This window comes from Ruegeria sp. BHSC043, from assembly GCF_059612985.1.
Genome location: NZ_JBXWRS010000001.1, coordinates 330,506 through 345,046 on the forward strand (window position 1 = coordinate 330,506; position 14,541 = coordinate 345,046).

Sequence of the window (14,541 nt, forward strand, 5' to 3'; positions counted from 1 at the left end):
GGCGATCCTTAGCGGCAAACGGGAAGGGGACGGCATGAGACTGGTGATCGCGGGCGCGGGCAGCATCGGATGCTATTGCGGGGGGATGCTGGCCGATGCCGGCCACCGCGTAACCCTGCTGGGCCGGGCGCGGGTGCTGGACTCGATCCGGCAGAACGGGCTGACCGCGACCGACTATTCGGGCCTGCGCAAAACGATCCCTGCCGACCGTCTGACCCTTTCTGAAGACCCTGCCTGTCTGTCCGACGCCGATCTGGTTCTGGTCACAGTGAAAACCGGCGCCACCGTCGAAATGGCCGGCCTGATCGCCGCGTACACCCCGGCCGCGGCCCCGGTCATTTCGTGGCAGAACGGGATGGAAAACGCCCGCACCCTGCGCACCGCGCTGCCCGGACGGGACGTGCGCGCCGGGATGGTGCCGTTCAACGTGGTGCCTGCCGGTCCGGCCACCTGGCATCGCGCGACATCCGGCGACATCGTGATCGAGTCCGGTCCCGGCGCGCTGGCCCGCCGCCTGTCCACGCCCGATCTGCCCGTCACCGAAACCGACGGGGTCGACGCAGTGCAATGGGGCAAGCTGGTCATCAACCTCAACAATGCGCTGAACGCGCTGTCGGGTCTGACCCTGCGCGAGCAGCTGTTGAACCGCGACTGGCGCCGCTTGATGGCTGACCAGATGGCCGAGGCGCTGGCGGTTCTGGCCGCCTCCGGGCGCCCCGTGGCCTCTACCACGCCGCTGCCGGCCTCGATGACGCCGCATATCCTGCGCCTGCCCACGCCGCTGTTTTCGCGCATCGCGGCGCGGATGCTGACGATCGACCCCGCCGCGCGCACCTCGATGGCCTATGATCTGGATGCCGGTCGCCCGACCGAAATCGACAGCCTGCAGGGCGAGATCATCCGCTTGGGCCGCGAAACCGGCGCGCCGACCCCGATCTGCGACCTGGTGGCAGAGCTGATCACGCAGGGCGATACGGGTCCGCTGACCCCCGACCAGATTCGTGCCGGGCTGCGCTCTGCCGTTGGTTAGATCCGCAACAGCAGCTTTTTCAGCTCCGGTTCGTGGACGCGTTCGGACGCCTCTTGCGGCGAGACCCATTCGCGGGTGCGTTCGTGCATTTCGGGAAATTCATCGGCCAGATCGGTGACCCGCAGCCGATAGACCGTGGTGCAAACCGGATCGATCGCGCCGCTTTTGCGGACCTTGCCGTAGCAATAGCTGCCGACCGGCTCCGGATCGACCTCGGCGTTGCGCACGCCGGCCTCTTCCCAGGCCTCCTGCGCTGCGGCCTCGGCCCCGTTCAGCCCGTCAATCGGCCAGCCCTTGGGGATGATCCACCGCCCGGTGGCGCGACTGGTGACCATTAGCACCTGCGTATCGGGGCCATCGCCACGGGTACACAGCGCCGCGAACTGCACGAGGCGCGGACGCTGAAACAGGGGTTTCAGGACCCCCTCCCAGAATTTTTGCAGCCATGTCATTGCGGGTGCCTGCCGTTTTTTGTTGTTCTGCCTTCAGGACGGCGAGAGATATCAACCTGACAGATGGTATTCAAGCACCCCTGCGTTTGGCCCGCAGGGTCGGGTCGGCCTGGGTCGGGTCCTCGGGCCAGGGGTGCTTGGGGTATTGCGCGCGCATGTCCTTGCGTACATCTGCATAGGACCCGGCCCAGAACCCCGGCAGGTCGCGGGTGATCTGGATCGGGCGCTGCGCGGGGGACAGAAGGGTGACCTTCAGCGGCTCGCCCCCCACCATCGGGTGCTGGGTGACCCCGAACATCTCCTGCAGGCGGACCGCGATCTCGGGCACCGCTTTGCCATAGTCGATCGGGACCTTGCGCCCCAGTGGCGTGACAAAGGCCGGGGGCGCGCGGCGGTCCAGTTCCTGCATCTGGTCCCAACTCAGCCGCGCCTGAAGGGCGGGCAGCAGGTCGAACCGTTTCCAATCCTCGGCGCTGCGCACGCCGGTCAGCATCGGCAGCAGCCAGTCCTCGAGCGTTGCCATCAGCCCGCTTTCCGAGAAATCGGGCAGGTCGACGCCTGCCGCCCGCACCAGCTCGACCCGCGCGGCCAGTCGCGCAGCCTTGCCCTCCAGCCTCAGGCCCAGTTCGCGCACGCCGTCCAGCATCGCGCGGGCCGCGGACTCGTCGGACACGTCCTTCCAGATCCGGTCATCGAGCACCAGCGCACCGAACCGCTCCTGCCGCCGGGCCACCACTCGGCGGTCCCGTTTCGACCAAGCGCAGGTCTCGACCCATTCGATCTGGTCGGCGAACAACGCGCGGATCTCGGCTTCGGTGATCTGCGCGGCCATGCGCAGCCGGGCCTCGCGCGAGTTGCCGTCAGTGTCGATCGCCACAAGGTACGGCGCTGCGGCCATCGGGTCGCCGGGGTCCATCACCACGCCCTTGCCGCCCGACAGCACATAGCGCGGCGCGTCGCCCTTGCGCCTCTGCCCGACCCGGTCGGGATAGGCCAGCGCGGCCATCGCCGCCGGGCCCAGCGGGTCGCCTTCAGTCTTGATCTGGCCGTGCAGCCGCTTCGCCTCGGACCGGATCCGGTCCAGAACGCCGGGATTGGCGGGCCAGACCCGGTTGCGCTGGTAGGCGCGCGGATCGCGCAGCGCCTCGAGCCGCAGCGACAGATCCACCGGCGCGCCCTTCAAAGGGTCGCGCTCGGCCATCAGGGCGGCAAGCGGGGCGGCCTGCGCGCCGGCCGTGACCAGCATGTGCCCTAGCCGCGGATGCAGCGGCAGGCCAGCCAGTGCGCGGCCATGTTCGGTGATACGGCCCTTGCCGTCCAACGCGCCCAGCATCCGCAGCAGCGCGCGCGCCTCGGCCAGCGCCCCCTCGGGCGGTGGTGTCAGAAAGGCCAGATCCTGCGGCTCGGCCCCCCACAGGGCCAGTTCCAGCGCAAGTCCGGTCAGGTCGGCGGCCTCGATCTCGGCGGGTGGAAAGGCGGGCAGGGCGCCTTCCTCACCCTTGGACCACAGGCGAAAGCACAGCCCTTCGGCCACGCGGCCCGCGCGGCCCGCGCGTTGGGTCGCCTCGGCGCGGGTGACGCGCTCGGTCACCAGCCGCGACATGCCCGAGCCCGGATCGAACCGCGCGCGGCGGGCCTGTCCCATGTCCACTACCACCCGGATGTCCGGAATGGTCAGCGAGGTCTCGGCGATCGAGGTGGCCAACACCACCTTGCGCCCGGCCTCGGCCGGCGCAAGGGCGGCGCGCTGGGTGGCAAAGGGCAGGGCGCCGAACAACGGCCGGATCGCGCAATCGCCGGGCAGCCGCCCGGCCAGCGCGGCCTCGGCCCGGCGGATCTCGCCCTCGCCGGGCAGGAACACCAGAATGCCGCCGCCGGTGGCGCGGGTCTCGCGCTCGGCCTGTACCACCAGATCGACCAACGCGTCCAGCCGCCGCGCCTGCGGGCCCAGCGGGCGGTCCAGCCAGCGGGTCTCAACCGGGAAACTGCGCCCTTCGGATGTCACCAGCTGCGCGTCCATCAACCGCGCCACCGGATCGGCATCCAGCGTGGCTGACATCGCCAGCAGGATCAGGTCGTCGCGCAGCGCGCCGGCGACTTCAAGGCACAGGGCCAGCCCCAGATCGGCGTTCAAAGAGCGTTCGTGGAATTCGTCGAAGATCACCGCCCCAACGCCGGGCAGGTCGGGTTCGGATTGCAGCATCCGGGTCAGGATGCCTTCGGTCACCACCTCGATCCGGGTGGCTTTCGACACTTTCGCCTCGCCCCGCACGCGATAGCCGACGGTCTGGCCCGCGCGTTCGCCCAGTGTCTCGGCCATGCGTTCGGCGGCGGCGCGGGCGGCCAGCCGCCGCGGTTCCAGCATCACGATCCGCCCGTCGCACAGGCCGGCGTCGCGCATCGCCAGCGGCACGCGCGTGGTCTTGCCGGCCCCGGGCGGAGCCTGCAGCACTGCGCGGCCGCGCGCGCGCAGCGCGGCGATCAGGTCGGGCAGGGCATCGTCGATCGGTAGACGGGTCATGCCGCCTTATCGCCAAAGCCCCGTCCAAGGTCCAGAACGCCTGCGTCAAATCCCGCGCGCGGCGGTACTGGACAAACCCGGCCCATCCCCGTCATCTAGGGCAGATTTCGACGAAGGACCCCGCCCATGACCACAGCCGAGCTTGCCGACAGGATCCTCAAAGGCGACCGCCGGGCGCTGGCCCGCGCGATCACCCTTGTCGAAAGCACCCGCGCCGATCACCGCGCCCAGACGGCGCAGCTGATCAATGCGCTGTCGGGCGCCGGGCGGCAGGCGCTGCGCATCGGCCTGTCGGGAACGCCGGGGGTAGGCAAATCCACCTTCATCGAGAGTTTCGGCATGATGCTGATCGGGCAGGGACTGCGGGTGGCGGTTCTGGCGGTCGATCCCAGCTCGGCCCGGTCCGGCGGCTCGATCCTAGGCGACAAGACGCGGATGGAACGCCTCAGCCGCGAGCCGAACGCCTTCATCCGCCCCTCACCCAGCCAGAGCCATCTGGGCGGCGTCGCTCGCCGCACGCGCGAGGCCATCGCCCTGTGCGAGGCGGCCGGGTTCGACGTGGTGCTGATCGAAACGGTGGGCGTGGGCCAGTCGGAGACCGTGGTGTCGGAAATGTCTGACCTGTTCCTTCTGTTGTTGGCCCCGGCCGGCGGGGACGAATTGCAGGGCGTCAAGCGGGGCATCATGGAGATGGCCGACATGATCCTTGTGAACAAGGCCGACGGCGACCTGAAAGCCACCGCTACCCGCACCTGCGCCGATTATGCCGGGGCGCTGCGCCTGCTGCGTAAACGCCCGCAGGACCCCGAGGGATTTCCCAAGGCGATGACAGTCTCGGCGGTCGAGGAGCGCGGCCTGGACCAGGCCTGGGCCGAGATGCAGGCCCTGGCCGACTGGCGCAAACAGAACGGGCATTGGGATGCCAACCGCGCCGAACAGGCCCGCTATTGGTTCGACCAAGAGGTGCGTCACGCCCTGCTCGCCAAGCTGGAGACCCCGCGGGCCCGGTCCGAGATGGATCGGCTGGGCGCCGAGGTCGGGGCAGGGCGGCTCAGCCCCTCGGCCGCGGCTGAACGGATGTTGCAAGCGCTTGCGCAGATCTAGGCGCCCTGTGGGCGCGGCAACGAAAGCTTTGTGCAGCAGCGTGTTGTCATGTAGCCTGAACGCGAAAACCGAGGCCGGCCGGCTGCATTGGACAGGGCGCCATATCTTGCACGGAGGACGGGCAAACGCGACGGGACGGGCCGACCATGCCCAATATCAACGGGACGAATGGCAACGACAATATCGATGTCAGCAATGACAGCGGTACGCTGAACGGCTCTCCGCAAGGCAGCCCGATCGACGGCATTCGCGCGCGTGGCGGCAATGATGTCGTGACCGTTTCCAACAGTACGATTTCCGGTTCGGTGCGCGGCAATGCCGGGATCGACACGCTGATGATCGTCAACAGCGCCATTGGCGGTCGCCTGACCGCCGGTGCCGACGACGACACCGTGACGGTGCAAGGCTCGACCATCGGCAACATCCGCCTCGGGGGTGGCAATGACACGTTGACGCTGCAGGCAACCTCGGTGTCCGGCGACATCCAGGGCGGGTCGGGTAGCGATACGCTCAACTTGCCGGCCGGGACGGTCGTCACCGACAGCAGCTTTGGCACGTTCACTGTTGTCGATGGCACCAGCTATTCTCTGACCAGCGGATCCTTCGTCCTGCCATCCGGCCAGACGATCACCTATTCGCAGTTCGAAAACGGATCCGGCGTCCCCTGTTTCACCCGTGGCGCGCGCATCCTGACACCGCATGGTCCGGTGCCCATCCAGAACCTGCGCCTTGGGCAGCTGGTCCGGACCGATTCGGGCGGCGACCAGCCGATCCGCTGGATCGGATGTCGCGCGTTCAGCGCGACCGAAATCCGGGCAAACCCCAAGCTGGCCCCGGTGCGGATCCTTGCCGGTGCGCTTGGGGCCGGGCTGCCTGCGCGCGATCTGCTTGTGTCTCGGCAGCACCGGATGCTGGTCCAGTCCCCTATCGCGCGGCGCATGTTCGGGCAGGATCAGGTGTTGATCCCCGCCATCAGGCTGACGGCGCTGCCGGGCATCTTCGTCGATGACGCCATTCCGGGGGTGGAGTATTTCCACCTGCTGTTCGACCAGCACCGAATCGTGTTTGCCGAGGGCGCTCCAACCGAAAGCCTGTTCACCGGCCCCGAGGCGCTGCGGTCGCTGGGCGCGAAAGCGCGAGAAGAGATCCTCGCCATCTTTCCGCAACTGGCAGGCGGGGTTCACGTGTCGAACCCGGCCCGCACCATTCCACGCGGGCGCCAGCAGGCCCGATTAATCGCGCGGCACCTGCGCAACGCAAAACCGTTGCTGGCCGAAAACTGGGGTGCGGGGACATGATCGGGAGGGGGAGCAAAGATTTCGCGCTACCCGTCTTGACCCTTGAAGCGATTCCCACTAAACGCATCCAACCAGTTTTCGGGCGCGACTTCGGGTTGCGCCCCTTGTGATTTGGCCGCGTGCAGCAGCCCGGCCCACCAGAAACAAAGGATGAAACCATGTCGCGCCGTTGCGAACTGACCGGAAAAGGCCCGATGACTGGCAACAATGTCAGCCACGCCAACAACAAAACCAAGCGTCGCTTTCTGCCCAACCTGAACGACGTGACCCTGCAGTCTGAAACGCTGGGTCGCGGCGTCAAGCTGCGCATCTCGGCGGCTGCCCTGCGCTCGGTCGACCACCGCGGTGGTCTGGACGCCTTCCTGGCCAAGGCCAAGGATGAGGATCTGTCCCCGAACGCACTGAAAGTGAAGAAGGAAATCGCCAAGGCACAAGCCTCGGCCTGATTTCCCCACAGGTCTTGTTTTCAGCCCCCGTGCCTGTTGGCGCGGGGGCTCTTCGTTGCGCAGACATCTTTGTACGGGTTTGGGCCTTCGCGAGCGCGCATCCTTGACGCCAAACAATTTCGCGTCAAACGGTGAAATTGTTCACATACAATGCGCGAGAGTCTTCTTAAGCATGTACGTATTGCAGCGGCGGAGCGATGAGATGTCTGCGAAAACCTCCAAATTTCTTTCAGTCCTTTCGACAATTCTGGTCGAGTCGGTATCCATTTGCACCCGGATGCAACGGCGGGTGAACCGCCTGCACACAGGCCTGACGACCCAGCGCGACGACCGCGATTTTTTCTGACCTCCCTGACAACTGGATACGGGGCAGCCCATTTTTTGGCCGCCCCGTTTTTTTGCAGCGCCAAACTGTCTCAGGCGGGTCAATCCCCTTGTCGGATTTCCTCGATCGCGCCTATACCTCGGGCGAGATGACCCGGACCCTGCGTACGATCCTGCCGATTGCCCTGTCGCTGCTTCTTGCGCTGACAGCACAGAGCGTTGCCGCCTCGCGCGGCATGGACAGGGCCGTGGGGCAGATGGTGCTGTGTACCGGCACGGGGCCGGTCTTGGTCTACATGGCCGAAAACGGCCAGCCGACCAAGGCGCCGCATTATTGCCCGGACTATGCTCTCAGTCTTCTGGGGGCGGTGTTTACCGACCAGCTACCGCATCCTCTTGCACCGGATCGGGTCCAGCCCGGCCCGCTGCGCGGAACCTCTGATTTGGTGGTCGCGCTGGTACACGGTCAATCGGCCAGGGGGCCTCCGATCCGCGTCTGAGATCGTTTCCAAAACATTCAGACACGTTTCAAGGAGAGGCCCAAATGCGCTTCCAATCCACTTTTCTGGCAACTTTGGCTGCTACCGTCTTGTCCACCGCCGCTTTTGCCGACAGCATCATCTCGGTCGAGGATGCTTATGCCCGATCCTCGGGCATGAACGCCAAGGCCGGTGCGGCATTCATGATGATCAAGAACACCGGCGACACCGATGACCGGTTGGTTTCGGCCCAGTCGGACGTCGCCGCGCGGGTCGAGCTGCACACGCACAAGATCGACGAGAACGGCGTCGCCAAGATGATGCAGGTCGAGGAAGGCTTTGCCATCCCGGCCGGCGAAGCCCACATGCTGCAACGTGGCGGCGACCACGTGATGTTCATGGGGATCAAAAAGCCGTTCGAGCAGGGTGCGAAAATTCCGGTCACTCTGGTGTTCGAGCAGGCCGGCGAGGTGCAGGTCGAGATCCCAGTCGATCTCGAGCGCCAGGACGGTCACATGAAGCATTCGAACTGACGGCACGCCTGTCTTCTGGCCGCGCTGCGGCCGTCATCCATGCGTCAGGCCGGGCAATGCCCGGCCTGTTTGCGTCGGCCCTATCTGTTGACGGTGCGGATGGTCACCCGATCGCCCGCGCGCTTGAACCGGGCCGCCATGAACAGCATGACCGCGGCGAAAGCCAGCGCGGAAAAGGCGATGGCCCAGCCCAACGCCACCAGCCCGCTGCCGGGCCAGAAGATCAGCACCAGCCCGATCACCAGCGCCACAAGGCCCGAGTTGCGTACCGTGGCTCGCTCGGGGTCCAGCGGGTGCATCTGACCCAGCGACATCAGCGACCCGATGCCGATGATCAGCGCCCAGGCCCCCAGCAGGAAGAACGCCAGTCTGGCGGTGCCCTCGGGCCAGATCAGCAGGACCAGCCCGATCAGCACCGCGCCGAAACCCGCACCGCCGATCAACCCGCGCCGGCCAAAGCCCAGCAGCGTCAGCCCGCCATCGAGGATCAGCAGAACACCCACCAGCCGCAGCAGCAGCGCGATGCTGCCGGTAGGCCAGAACAGCGCCGCGATGCCCACCGCCCCCGCCAGCAACCCGCGCAACAGGAAGGTCCACCACAGGTCAGCAAGGGTTTCCCCTAGCGCTGCACGCCCATCCAGCGCGCCGTCATCCAAGACCTCGCCCTGCGGCCTGTCCGGTTCGGTCATTGCAAACTCCCTGTCTGGTTTGGTTCAGCATAGCCTGCGGGGCGGCCTCAAGTCACCTCTGAGCCAACAGGAGTTCGACCCAGTGCGGCACCACCTGCGTTGCCGGTCCGAACAGGGTCTCGTCGAAACTGGATACGCCTGCCGAGGGCTCCAGGTTCAGCTCGACCGTTCGCGCGCCGGCGGCGATCGCCTCGTGTACGAAGGCCGCGGCCGGGTAGACCTGTCCCGAGGTGCCGATGGCCGCGAAGATATCGGCCTGCGCCAGGTGGCCATAGATCTGATCTATGAAATACGGCATCTCGCCGAACCACACGATATCGGGCCGCGCGGTCGGAGCGGTGCAGACGGGGCAGGGTTCATCCACAGCCATTTTGGCCGGGGCGGGCCAGCGGTGGCCACAGGCCGCGCAGAGCGCGCCCGCCAACGTGCCGTGCATGTGGATCACGCCTGACGCGCCCCCGGCTTCGTGAAGGCCATCCACGTTCTGCGTCACGATCACCACCTCGCCGGGCCAGTCGCGCTGCAGCCGGGCCAGCGCCCGGTGGGCCGCGTTCGGCTGCGCCTGCGCCGCCTGCACCCTGCGCGCGTTGTAGAAGGCGTGAACCAGCGCGGGGTCGCGGGCAAAGCCCTCGGGAGTGGCCACGTCCTCGATCCGGTGTTGCGCCCACAGCCCGCCTTCGTCGCGAAAGGTGCCCAGCCCGCTTTCGGCCGAAATCCCGGCCCCGGTCAAAATCACGATCTTTCCCATCCGCCCTCCGCGCGCTACACCCGAGCCATGTCACAGCGTATCCTGTTTGTCTGCCTCGGCAATATCTGCCGCTCGCCCGCCGCTGAGGGCGTTTTCCGCGCCCGCGCGCACCACCACGCCGCCGACAGCGCCGGCACCTCGGACTGGCATGTAGGCGATCCGCCCTATGGCCCAATGCAGCGCGCAGCCCGTGCCCGTGGGCTGAACCTGAGTGACCTGCGCGCGCGACAGTTCATTGCCGCCGATTTCGACCGGTTCGACCTGATCGTCGGGATGGATGACGGCAACATCGCCAAGATCGAAGCGCTTCGCCCGGTGGGCAACGCAACCCCGGTGCGCCTGCTGACCGATTTCGCGGCCCAGACCGGTGCCGATCATGTGCCCGATCCGTACTATACGCGCGACTTCGACGGCGCGCTGGATCTGATTGAAACCGCCGTCGACGGGCTGATCGCGTATCTGGACACCTAACCGCCGATCACCCTGAACTGCCCGGACAGCCAGGGCAGGCGGGTCAGGCAAGGGTCGATCATCTGGCTCTGCATCAGGTGGCGGGTCATGCCGGCCACCTCGCGCGGGACCTGATCGGACCAGTCGGACCGGGTGAACAGGGAAATCCTGCGCGACGCCGTGCCGAACGGGGCGGGGTGCACCTCGAGCCCGTCATGGAACCGGGCGGCCCGCATGTAGCCCAGCGGTGTGGTGATCGCCCAGCCCAGCCCGCGCGCGACCATTGCCATCAACGCCAGGTGCGAACCGATCTCGAACCGGTCCTCGAACTCCAGCTGCGCGCGGGAAAGATGGCTTTCGATCTGGCGGCTGATCAACTGCTCGCGCGCATAGCGCAGAAACGGCAGGGACTGCAGCGCTTCCTCGTCCGAAGTGCGGCCCTTGGGCGCCACAAGGATGAACGGGTCCTGCACCAGCGGATATTCGACCACGTCCTCCAGAACCTCGCCGCTGTGGGCCGATACGGCCATGTGCAGGCTCTGGTCTTCGAGCGCGCGGAACAGATCCAGGCTCGACAGGGTGATCAGCTTGAATCGCGACCGGGTCAGACGCTCGGCCAGAAGCGTGGCCAGGCGAGGGGTCAGGTCATTGTCGAAATCGTCGATCAGCCCGATCGACAGGGTTGTCAAATGGCCCAAGTCCATGACCGAAAGCTCGCTTTGGGCCATCTGCAGCTCGGCCAGAACCGCCTCGGCCCGGGCCAGAAAGCCGCGCCCGGCGGGCGTCAGGCGCATGGGGCGGCGGCCGTGATCGACCAGATCGGTGCCTAACGCCTTTTCCAGATTGCGCAACTGCTGGCTGACCGACGGCTGGCTGAGCCCCGTGATCTCGGCGGCCTGCGCCACCGAACCGGTCCGCGCAAGGGCCGCAAATACTTCCAGCCCACGCAGGGTCAGCCCCTTCATTCCCATGCAACACACCTTTCGCTGCGCCATTCCTGCGGTTCGGCACAGGTCAGGTCAAGCACTGGCCCGTTGCCCTCCTAGCTGCAACTGGCCTGAGCGACCTGCCCAAAGGCCTGATACCGTTCCCACAAAGCATCGTCGCGGGCGCTTTTCGACATTTTGATTGCCTGCGCCTGGTTCGGGTCGGTAAACCATTTGGCGATGGTTTTTTGGTCGCTGCGGGTCAGCACTTGGTCGGCGACGCTCTGGATGCAGTTGCACCGTTGCCGTGTCGCGGCGGTGCGGTCCGACGCCAGACAGGCCCGTTTGATCTGCGCCGCGTCGGACATGGCCGGCGCCACCGCCGTCAGCGTCGATGCGCAAACCGCAATCAATAGGAAGTGTTTCATGCTCATGCCTCGCTTTGCCTGCCCGGAGAGGTCTTGCGCCTCTCTCAGCTGCGCGCAGTATGAATCAAACCTCGATCCCGATCAACACGCATCATCTCATGCATCAGCGTCGCGCCTTCGCGACGGGTCAGAGCAGGCCGGGCAATTGCCATGCGCGCAGCCCCATCGAGGTCAGGGAAGAACAGCGCATCTGGCGTGCCCGACTGCGCCGCCGATACCAGCAGGCTTTCGGAAAGGGCGCCGTTGGCGCGTACGATGGCGTGCCGGTCCAGCATGAAATGGTGATACGTCACCGTGAGGGCCGGCGACAGCGCAGCAGCGCCCGCGTCGACAAGGCTGATGGCCGGCACGAAAACCTGATCCATCCCGAACATCAACTCAACCGACGGATGCGCAACCAAAAGCCGGTGCTGCTGCTACACGCACAGCGGAGCCGTATTGTCCAAGGTTCCCGCTGGTATCGTTACCATGCGGAACCGTCCGGCGGCGATCACGCTCTGCCGACCGACCCACTGCACCGGCTGAAACCCGTGATCCAGCGTCCAAACCCGGTCGCCCACGGCAAGATTCTCGACCGCGATCTGGCCGCGCTCGGTCTCGATCAGGGTGCCGGGCGCATAGCAGATCGGGGTGACATAGGCGCTGGAGTCGAAATTGGGTCCTTCCTGGGCGCTGATCACCGTCAGCGGGACGCCCGCGGGCGGAAAACTTCCGGGCCCGCCGATGAAGGCCAATCCCTCGACAGTGGCAAAGCTGGGCGATGAGTTGTTCACGTTGAACCCGACCGCCTGCCAGGTATTGGTCCCGTCGGTCAGGGTGATGCCGTATTCCGCCTCGACCCGCGTGCCGTTGGAATACAAGGTCCCGTCGATGGTCTGGTCGCCGTTCAGCCGCTGGTTGCCGTCATTGTCGCGGAAATCGGTGTCGGCGCCGGCATCGGTGATGAATATTTCGGTCGGGTTGACCGTGTTGAAGGTGATCGTCTGTCCCACCAGGTGCGAGCCGTCCCCCTGGGTGACGCCGTCCAACTGTTCGCCGCCCGAGATGGTCATCTGCGACTCGCCCAAAACGTAGATCGAATAGTCCGCCATGTCCTGCCTTCACGCCTCGCCCGGTGCCGCAGCTTCGCCTGTCAGTCCCAACAACGGGTAAACGCCGGTTGCCAAAGTCGCTCCTGACCCCTTCTACCCTGCGCTTCCCTGCTTGACGAGGTGACAATCTGCGGACATATCCCCCTTCATGACAGACCTCGCTCATATCCGCAATTTCTCCATCGTCGCGCATATCGACCATGGCAAATCCACCCTTGCCGACCGGCTCATCCAAGAGACCGGAACGGTGCAGGATCGTGACATGAAGGAACAGCTGCTCGACAGCATGGATATCGAGCGCGAGCGCGGCATCACCATCAAGGCCAACACGGTCCGCATCGACTATACCGCCGACAATGGCGAAAAGTACGTGCTGAACCTGATCGACACTCCCGGCCACGTGGACTTCGCCTACGAAGTCAGCCGCTCGATGCGCGCGGTCGAAGGCTCGCTGCTGGTGGTTGACTCGACGCAAGGCGTCGAGGCGCAGACGCTGGCCAATGTCTATCAGGCCATCGACGCGGATCACGAGATCGTGCCGGTGCTGAACAAGATCGACCTGCCGGCCTCCGACTGCGACCGCGTCGCCGAACAGATCGAGGACGTGATCGGCATCGACGCCACCGACGCCATTCAGGTCAGCGCCAAGACGGGGCAGGGCATCCACGAAACGCTCGAGGCGATCGTGCACAAGCTGCCCGCGCCCAAGGGCGAGCGCGACGCGCCGCTCAAGGCGATGCTGGTCGACAGCTGGTACGACTCCTACCTTGGCGTGATCGTCCTGGTCCGCATCATGGACGGCGTTCTGAAAAAAGGGATGCGGGTCAAGTTCATGTCGAACGGCACCCTGCACCATGTCGACCGCGTGGGCGTCTTCCGCCCCGAGATGCAGATGGTCGACCAGCTGGGCCCGGGCGAGATCGGCTTTCTCACCGCATCCATCAAACAGGTCCGCGACACCCGCGTCGGCGACACCATCACCAATGACCGCAACGGTGCCGAAACCGCTCTGCCGGGCTTCAAACCCGCGCAGCCGGTGGTGTTCTGCGGCCTCTTCCCCGTGGACAGCGCCGAATTCGAAGACCTGCGCGACGCGATCGAGAAACTGGCCCTCAACGACGCCAGCTTCTCTTTCGAGATGGAAACCTCGGCCGCGCTGGGCTTTGGCTTCCGCTGCGGCTTCCTGGGCCTGCTGCACCTCGAGGTCATCCGTGACCGCATCGAACGCGAATACGATATCGAGCTCATCACCACCGCGCCGTCGGTGATCTATCACGTCTACATGAAAGACGGCGAGATGATCGAGCTGCACAACCCCGCCGACATGCCCGACATGTCCAAGGTCGACCACCTCGAGGAACCGCGCATCAAGGCCACCATCCTCGTGCCGGATGAATACCTTGGCGACGTGCTGAAACTCTGCCAGGACCGCCGCGGCATCCAGATGGACCTGACCTATGCGGGCAGCCGCGCCATGGTCGTCTATGACCTGCCGCTGAACGAGGTCGTCTTCGACTTCTACGACCGCCTGAAATCGGTGACCAAGGGCTATGCCAGCTTCGACTACCAGATGACGGGCTACCGGCAGGACAACCTGGTCAAGATGTCGATCCTCGTGAATGACGAGCCGGTGGACGCGCTGTCGGTCATGGTCCACCGCGACCGCGCCGAGACCCGCGGCCGCGCCATGTGCGAAAAGCTGAAAGAGCTGATCCCGCGCCACATGTTCAAGATCCCGATCCAGGCGGCCATCGGCGGCAAGGTCATTGCGCGCGAGACCCTCTCGGCCCTGCGCAAGGACGTGACCGCGAAGTGTTATGGAGGCGACGCCACGCGGAAACGGAAGTTGCTGGAAAAGCAGAAGGCCGGCAAAAAGAAGATGCGCCAGTTCGGCAAGGTCGACATCCCGCAGGAGGCGTTTATTTCGGCGTTGAAAATGGACAGCTGAGGCTGTCCATTTTTTGGCGGTTGTCAGGGTTGCCGTGTTTGGCGCCAAAACTATGGCAGCCATAATTGTCCTAT

General features: G+C 65.7%; 14 protein-coding genes and 1 pseudogene. 8 read left to right on the top strand and 7 right to left on the bottom strand.

Features of this window, described 5'->3' with window-relative positions; translation table 11 throughout:
- The first annotated feature begins 34 nt into the window (after positions 1–34).
- On the top strand, positions 35–1,030 hold the full coding sequence (locus AC2FMM_RS01600; protein ID WP_496795611.1) for a 2-dehydropantoate 2-reductase: 996 nt from the start codon (positions 35–37) through the stop codon (positions 1,028–1,030).
- On the opposite strand, the gene AC2FMM_RS01605 is transcribed toward AC2FMM_RS01600, so the two are convergent.
- A complete protein-coding gene (locus AC2FMM_RS01605) occupies positions 1,027–1,482 on the bottom strand; it encodes an NUDIX hydrolase (RefSeq protein WP_496795612.1) in 456 nt (151 codons plus the stop codon). The genes AC2FMM_RS01600 and AC2FMM_RS01605 overlap by 4 nt on opposite strands.
- A 70-nt stretch (positions 1,483–1,552) precedes the next feature.
- Positions 1,553–4,003 carry an ATP-dependent helicase HrpB gene (gene hrpB / locus AC2FMM_RS01610; protein ID WP_496795613.1) on the bottom strand — a complete coding sequence of 817 codons (2,451 nt, stop codon included), beginning with the start codon at positions 4,001–4,003 and terminating at the stop codon, positions 1,553–1,555.
- A 126-nt stretch (positions 4,004–4,129) separates the two neighbouring features.
- On the opposite strand from hrpB, the gene meaB reads away from it, so the two are divergent.
- The 5 genes from meaB (at position 4,130) to AC2FMM_RS01635 (ending at position 8,187) form a co-directional block, all read left to right on the top strand.
- Positions 4,130–5,107 (top strand): methylmalonyl Co-A mutase-associated GTPase MeaB, encoded by a 978-nt coding sequence (gene meaB, locus AC2FMM_RS01615; RefSeq protein WP_496712083.1) that lies wholly within the window; start codon positions 4,130–4,132, stop codon positions 5,105–5,107.
- A 146-nt stretch (positions 5,108–5,253) separates the two neighbouring features.
- Positions 5,254–6,405 carry a Hint domain-containing protein gene (locus tag AC2FMM_RS01620; protein WP_496795614.1) on the top strand — a complete coding sequence of 384 codons (1,152 nt, stop codon included), beginning with the start codon at positions 5,254–5,256 and terminating at the stop codon, positions 6,403–6,405.
- 158 nt (positions 6,406–6,563) lie between these two features.
- Positions 6,564–6,851, top strand: coding sequence for a 50S ribosomal protein L28 (rpmB, locus tag AC2FMM_RS01625; protein WP_040634222.1), 288 nt, complete (start codon positions 6,564–6,566; stop codon positions 6,849–6,851).
- A gap of 434 nt (positions 6,852–7,285) precedes the next feature.
- Positions 7,286–7,675 (top strand): hypothetical protein, encoded by a 390-nt coding sequence (locus AC2FMM_RS01630; RefSeq protein ID WP_496795615.1) that lies wholly within the window; start codon positions 7,286–7,288, stop codon positions 7,673–7,675.
- A 44-nt stretch (positions 7,676–7,719) separates the two neighbouring features.
- Positions 7,720–8,187, top strand: coding sequence for a copper chaperone PCu(A)C (locus tag AC2FMM_RS01635; protein ID WP_496688489.1), 468 nt, complete (start codon positions 7,720–7,722; stop codon positions 8,185–8,187).
- A gap of 80 nt (positions 8,188–8,267) precedes the next feature.
- On the opposite strand, the gene AC2FMM_RS01640 is transcribed toward AC2FMM_RS01635, so the two are convergent.
- Both AC2FMM_RS01640 and AC2FMM_RS01645 read right to left on the bottom strand, forming a co-directional pair.
- Positions 8,268–8,876 carry an HdeD family acid-resistance protein gene (locus AC2FMM_RS01640; RefSeq protein WP_496681669.1) on the bottom strand — a complete coding sequence of 203 codons (609 nt, stop codon included), beginning with the start codon at positions 8,874–8,876 and terminating at the stop codon, positions 8,268–8,270.
- A gap of 52 nt (positions 8,877–8,928) precedes the next feature.
- Positions 8,929–9,624: an NAD-dependent deacylase gene (locus AC2FMM_RS01645; RefSeq protein ID WP_496795616.1), complete on the bottom strand. Its 696-nt coding sequence runs from the start codon at positions 9,622–9,624 to the stop codon at positions 8,929–8,931.
- 27 nt (positions 9,625–9,651) lie between these two features.
- Here AC2FMM_RS01645 and AC2FMM_RS01650 point away from each other — a divergent pair, with 27 nt between their 5' ends.
- Positions 9,652–10,095 carry a low molecular weight protein-tyrosine-phosphatase gene (locus AC2FMM_RS01650; RefSeq protein WP_496795617.1) on the top strand — a complete coding sequence of 148 codons (444 nt, stop codon included), beginning with the start codon at positions 9,652–9,654 and terminating at the stop codon, positions 10,093–10,095.
- Here the strand turns inward: AC2FMM_RS01650 and AC2FMM_RS01655 are convergent.
- The 3 genes and pseudogenes from AC2FMM_RS01655 to AC2FMM_RS01665 all read right to left on the bottom strand — a co-directional run bounded on the left by AC2FMM_RS01655 (position 10,092) and on the right by AC2FMM_RS01665 (position 12,519).
- Complete coding sequence (locus AC2FMM_RS01655) at positions 10,092–11,045, bottom strand: LysR family transcriptional regulator (protein WP_496795618.1); 954 nt, start codon at positions 11,043–11,045, stop codon at positions 10,092–10,094. The genes AC2FMM_RS01650 and AC2FMM_RS01655 overlap by 4 nt on opposite strands.
- Positions 11,046–11,116: 71 nt before the next feature.
- Positions 11,117–11,434 (bottom strand): hypothetical protein, encoded by a 318-nt coding sequence (locus AC2FMM_RS01660; RefSeq protein WP_496681681.1) that lies wholly within the window; start codon positions 11,432–11,434, stop codon positions 11,117–11,119.
- 38 nt (positions 11,435–11,472) lie between these two features.
- Positions 11,473–12,519, bottom strand: a pseudogene (locus AC2FMM_RS01665) (Hint domain-containing protein).
- A gap of 148 nt (positions 12,520–12,667) precedes the next feature.
- On the opposite strand from AC2FMM_RS01665, the gene lepA reads away from it, so the two are divergent.
- Positions 12,668–14,467, top strand: a complete 1,800-nt coding sequence (lepA, locus tag AC2FMM_RS01670; RefSeq protein WP_496795619.1) for a translation elongation factor 4 — start codon at positions 12,668–12,670, stop codon at positions 14,465–14,467.
- Positions 14,468–14,541: the final 74 nt, after the last annotated feature.

Excerpts from the sequence above, each read along its gene's own strand:
- AC2FMM_RS01640 (WP_496681669.1), bottom strand. The coding sequence starts at position 8,876 with ATGACCGAACCGGACAGGCCGCAGGGCGAGGTCTTGGATGACGGCGCG.
- AC2FMM_RS01620 (WP_496795614.1), top strand. The coding sequence starts at position 5,254 with ATGCCCAATATCAACGGGACGAATGGCAACGACAATATCGATGTCAGC.
- meaB (WP_496712083.1), top strand. The coding sequence starts at position 4,130 with ATGACCACAGCCGAGCTTGCCGACAGGATCCTCAAAGGCGACCGCCGG.
- AC2FMM_RS01635 (WP_496688489.1), top strand. The coding sequence starts at position 7,720 with ATGCGCTTCCAATCCACTTTTCTGGCAACTTTGGCTGCTACCGTCTTG.
- AC2FMM_RS01645 (WP_496795616.1), bottom strand. The coding sequence starts at position 9,624 with ATGGGAAAGATCGTGATTTTGACCGGGGCCGGGATTTCGGCCGAAAGC.
- hrpB (WP_496795613.1), bottom strand. The coding sequence starts at position 4,003 with ATGACCCGTCTACCGATCGACGATGCCCTGCCCGACCTGATCGCCGCG.
- rpmB (WP_040634222.1), top strand. The coding sequence starts at position 6,564 with ATGTCGCGCCGTTGCGAACTGACCGGAAAAGGCCCGATGACTGGCAAC.
- lepA (WP_496795619.1), top strand. The coding sequence starts at position 12,668 with ATGACAGACCTCGCTCATATCCGCAATTTCTCCATCGTCGCGCATATC.
- AC2FMM_RS01655 (WP_496795618.1), bottom strand. The coding sequence starts at position 11,045 with ATGGGAATGAAGGGGCTGACCCTGCGTGGGCTGGAAGTATTTGCGGCC.
- AC2FMM_RS01660 (WP_496681681.1), bottom strand. The coding sequence starts at position 11,434 with ATGAGCATGAAACACTTCCTATTGATTGCGGTTTGCGCATCGACGCTG.
- AC2FMM_RS01600 (WP_496795611.1), top strand. The coding sequence starts at position 35 with ATGAGACTGGTGATCGCGGGCGCGGGCAGCATCGGATGCTATTGCGGG.
- AC2FMM_RS01605 (WP_496795612.1), bottom strand. The coding sequence starts at position 1,482 with ATGACATGGCTGCAAAAATTCTGGGAGGGGGTCCTGAAACCCCTGTTT.
- AC2FMM_RS01650 (WP_496795617.1), top strand. The coding sequence starts at position 9,652 with ATGTCACAGCGTATCCTGTTTGTCTGCCTCGGCAATATCTGCCGCTCG.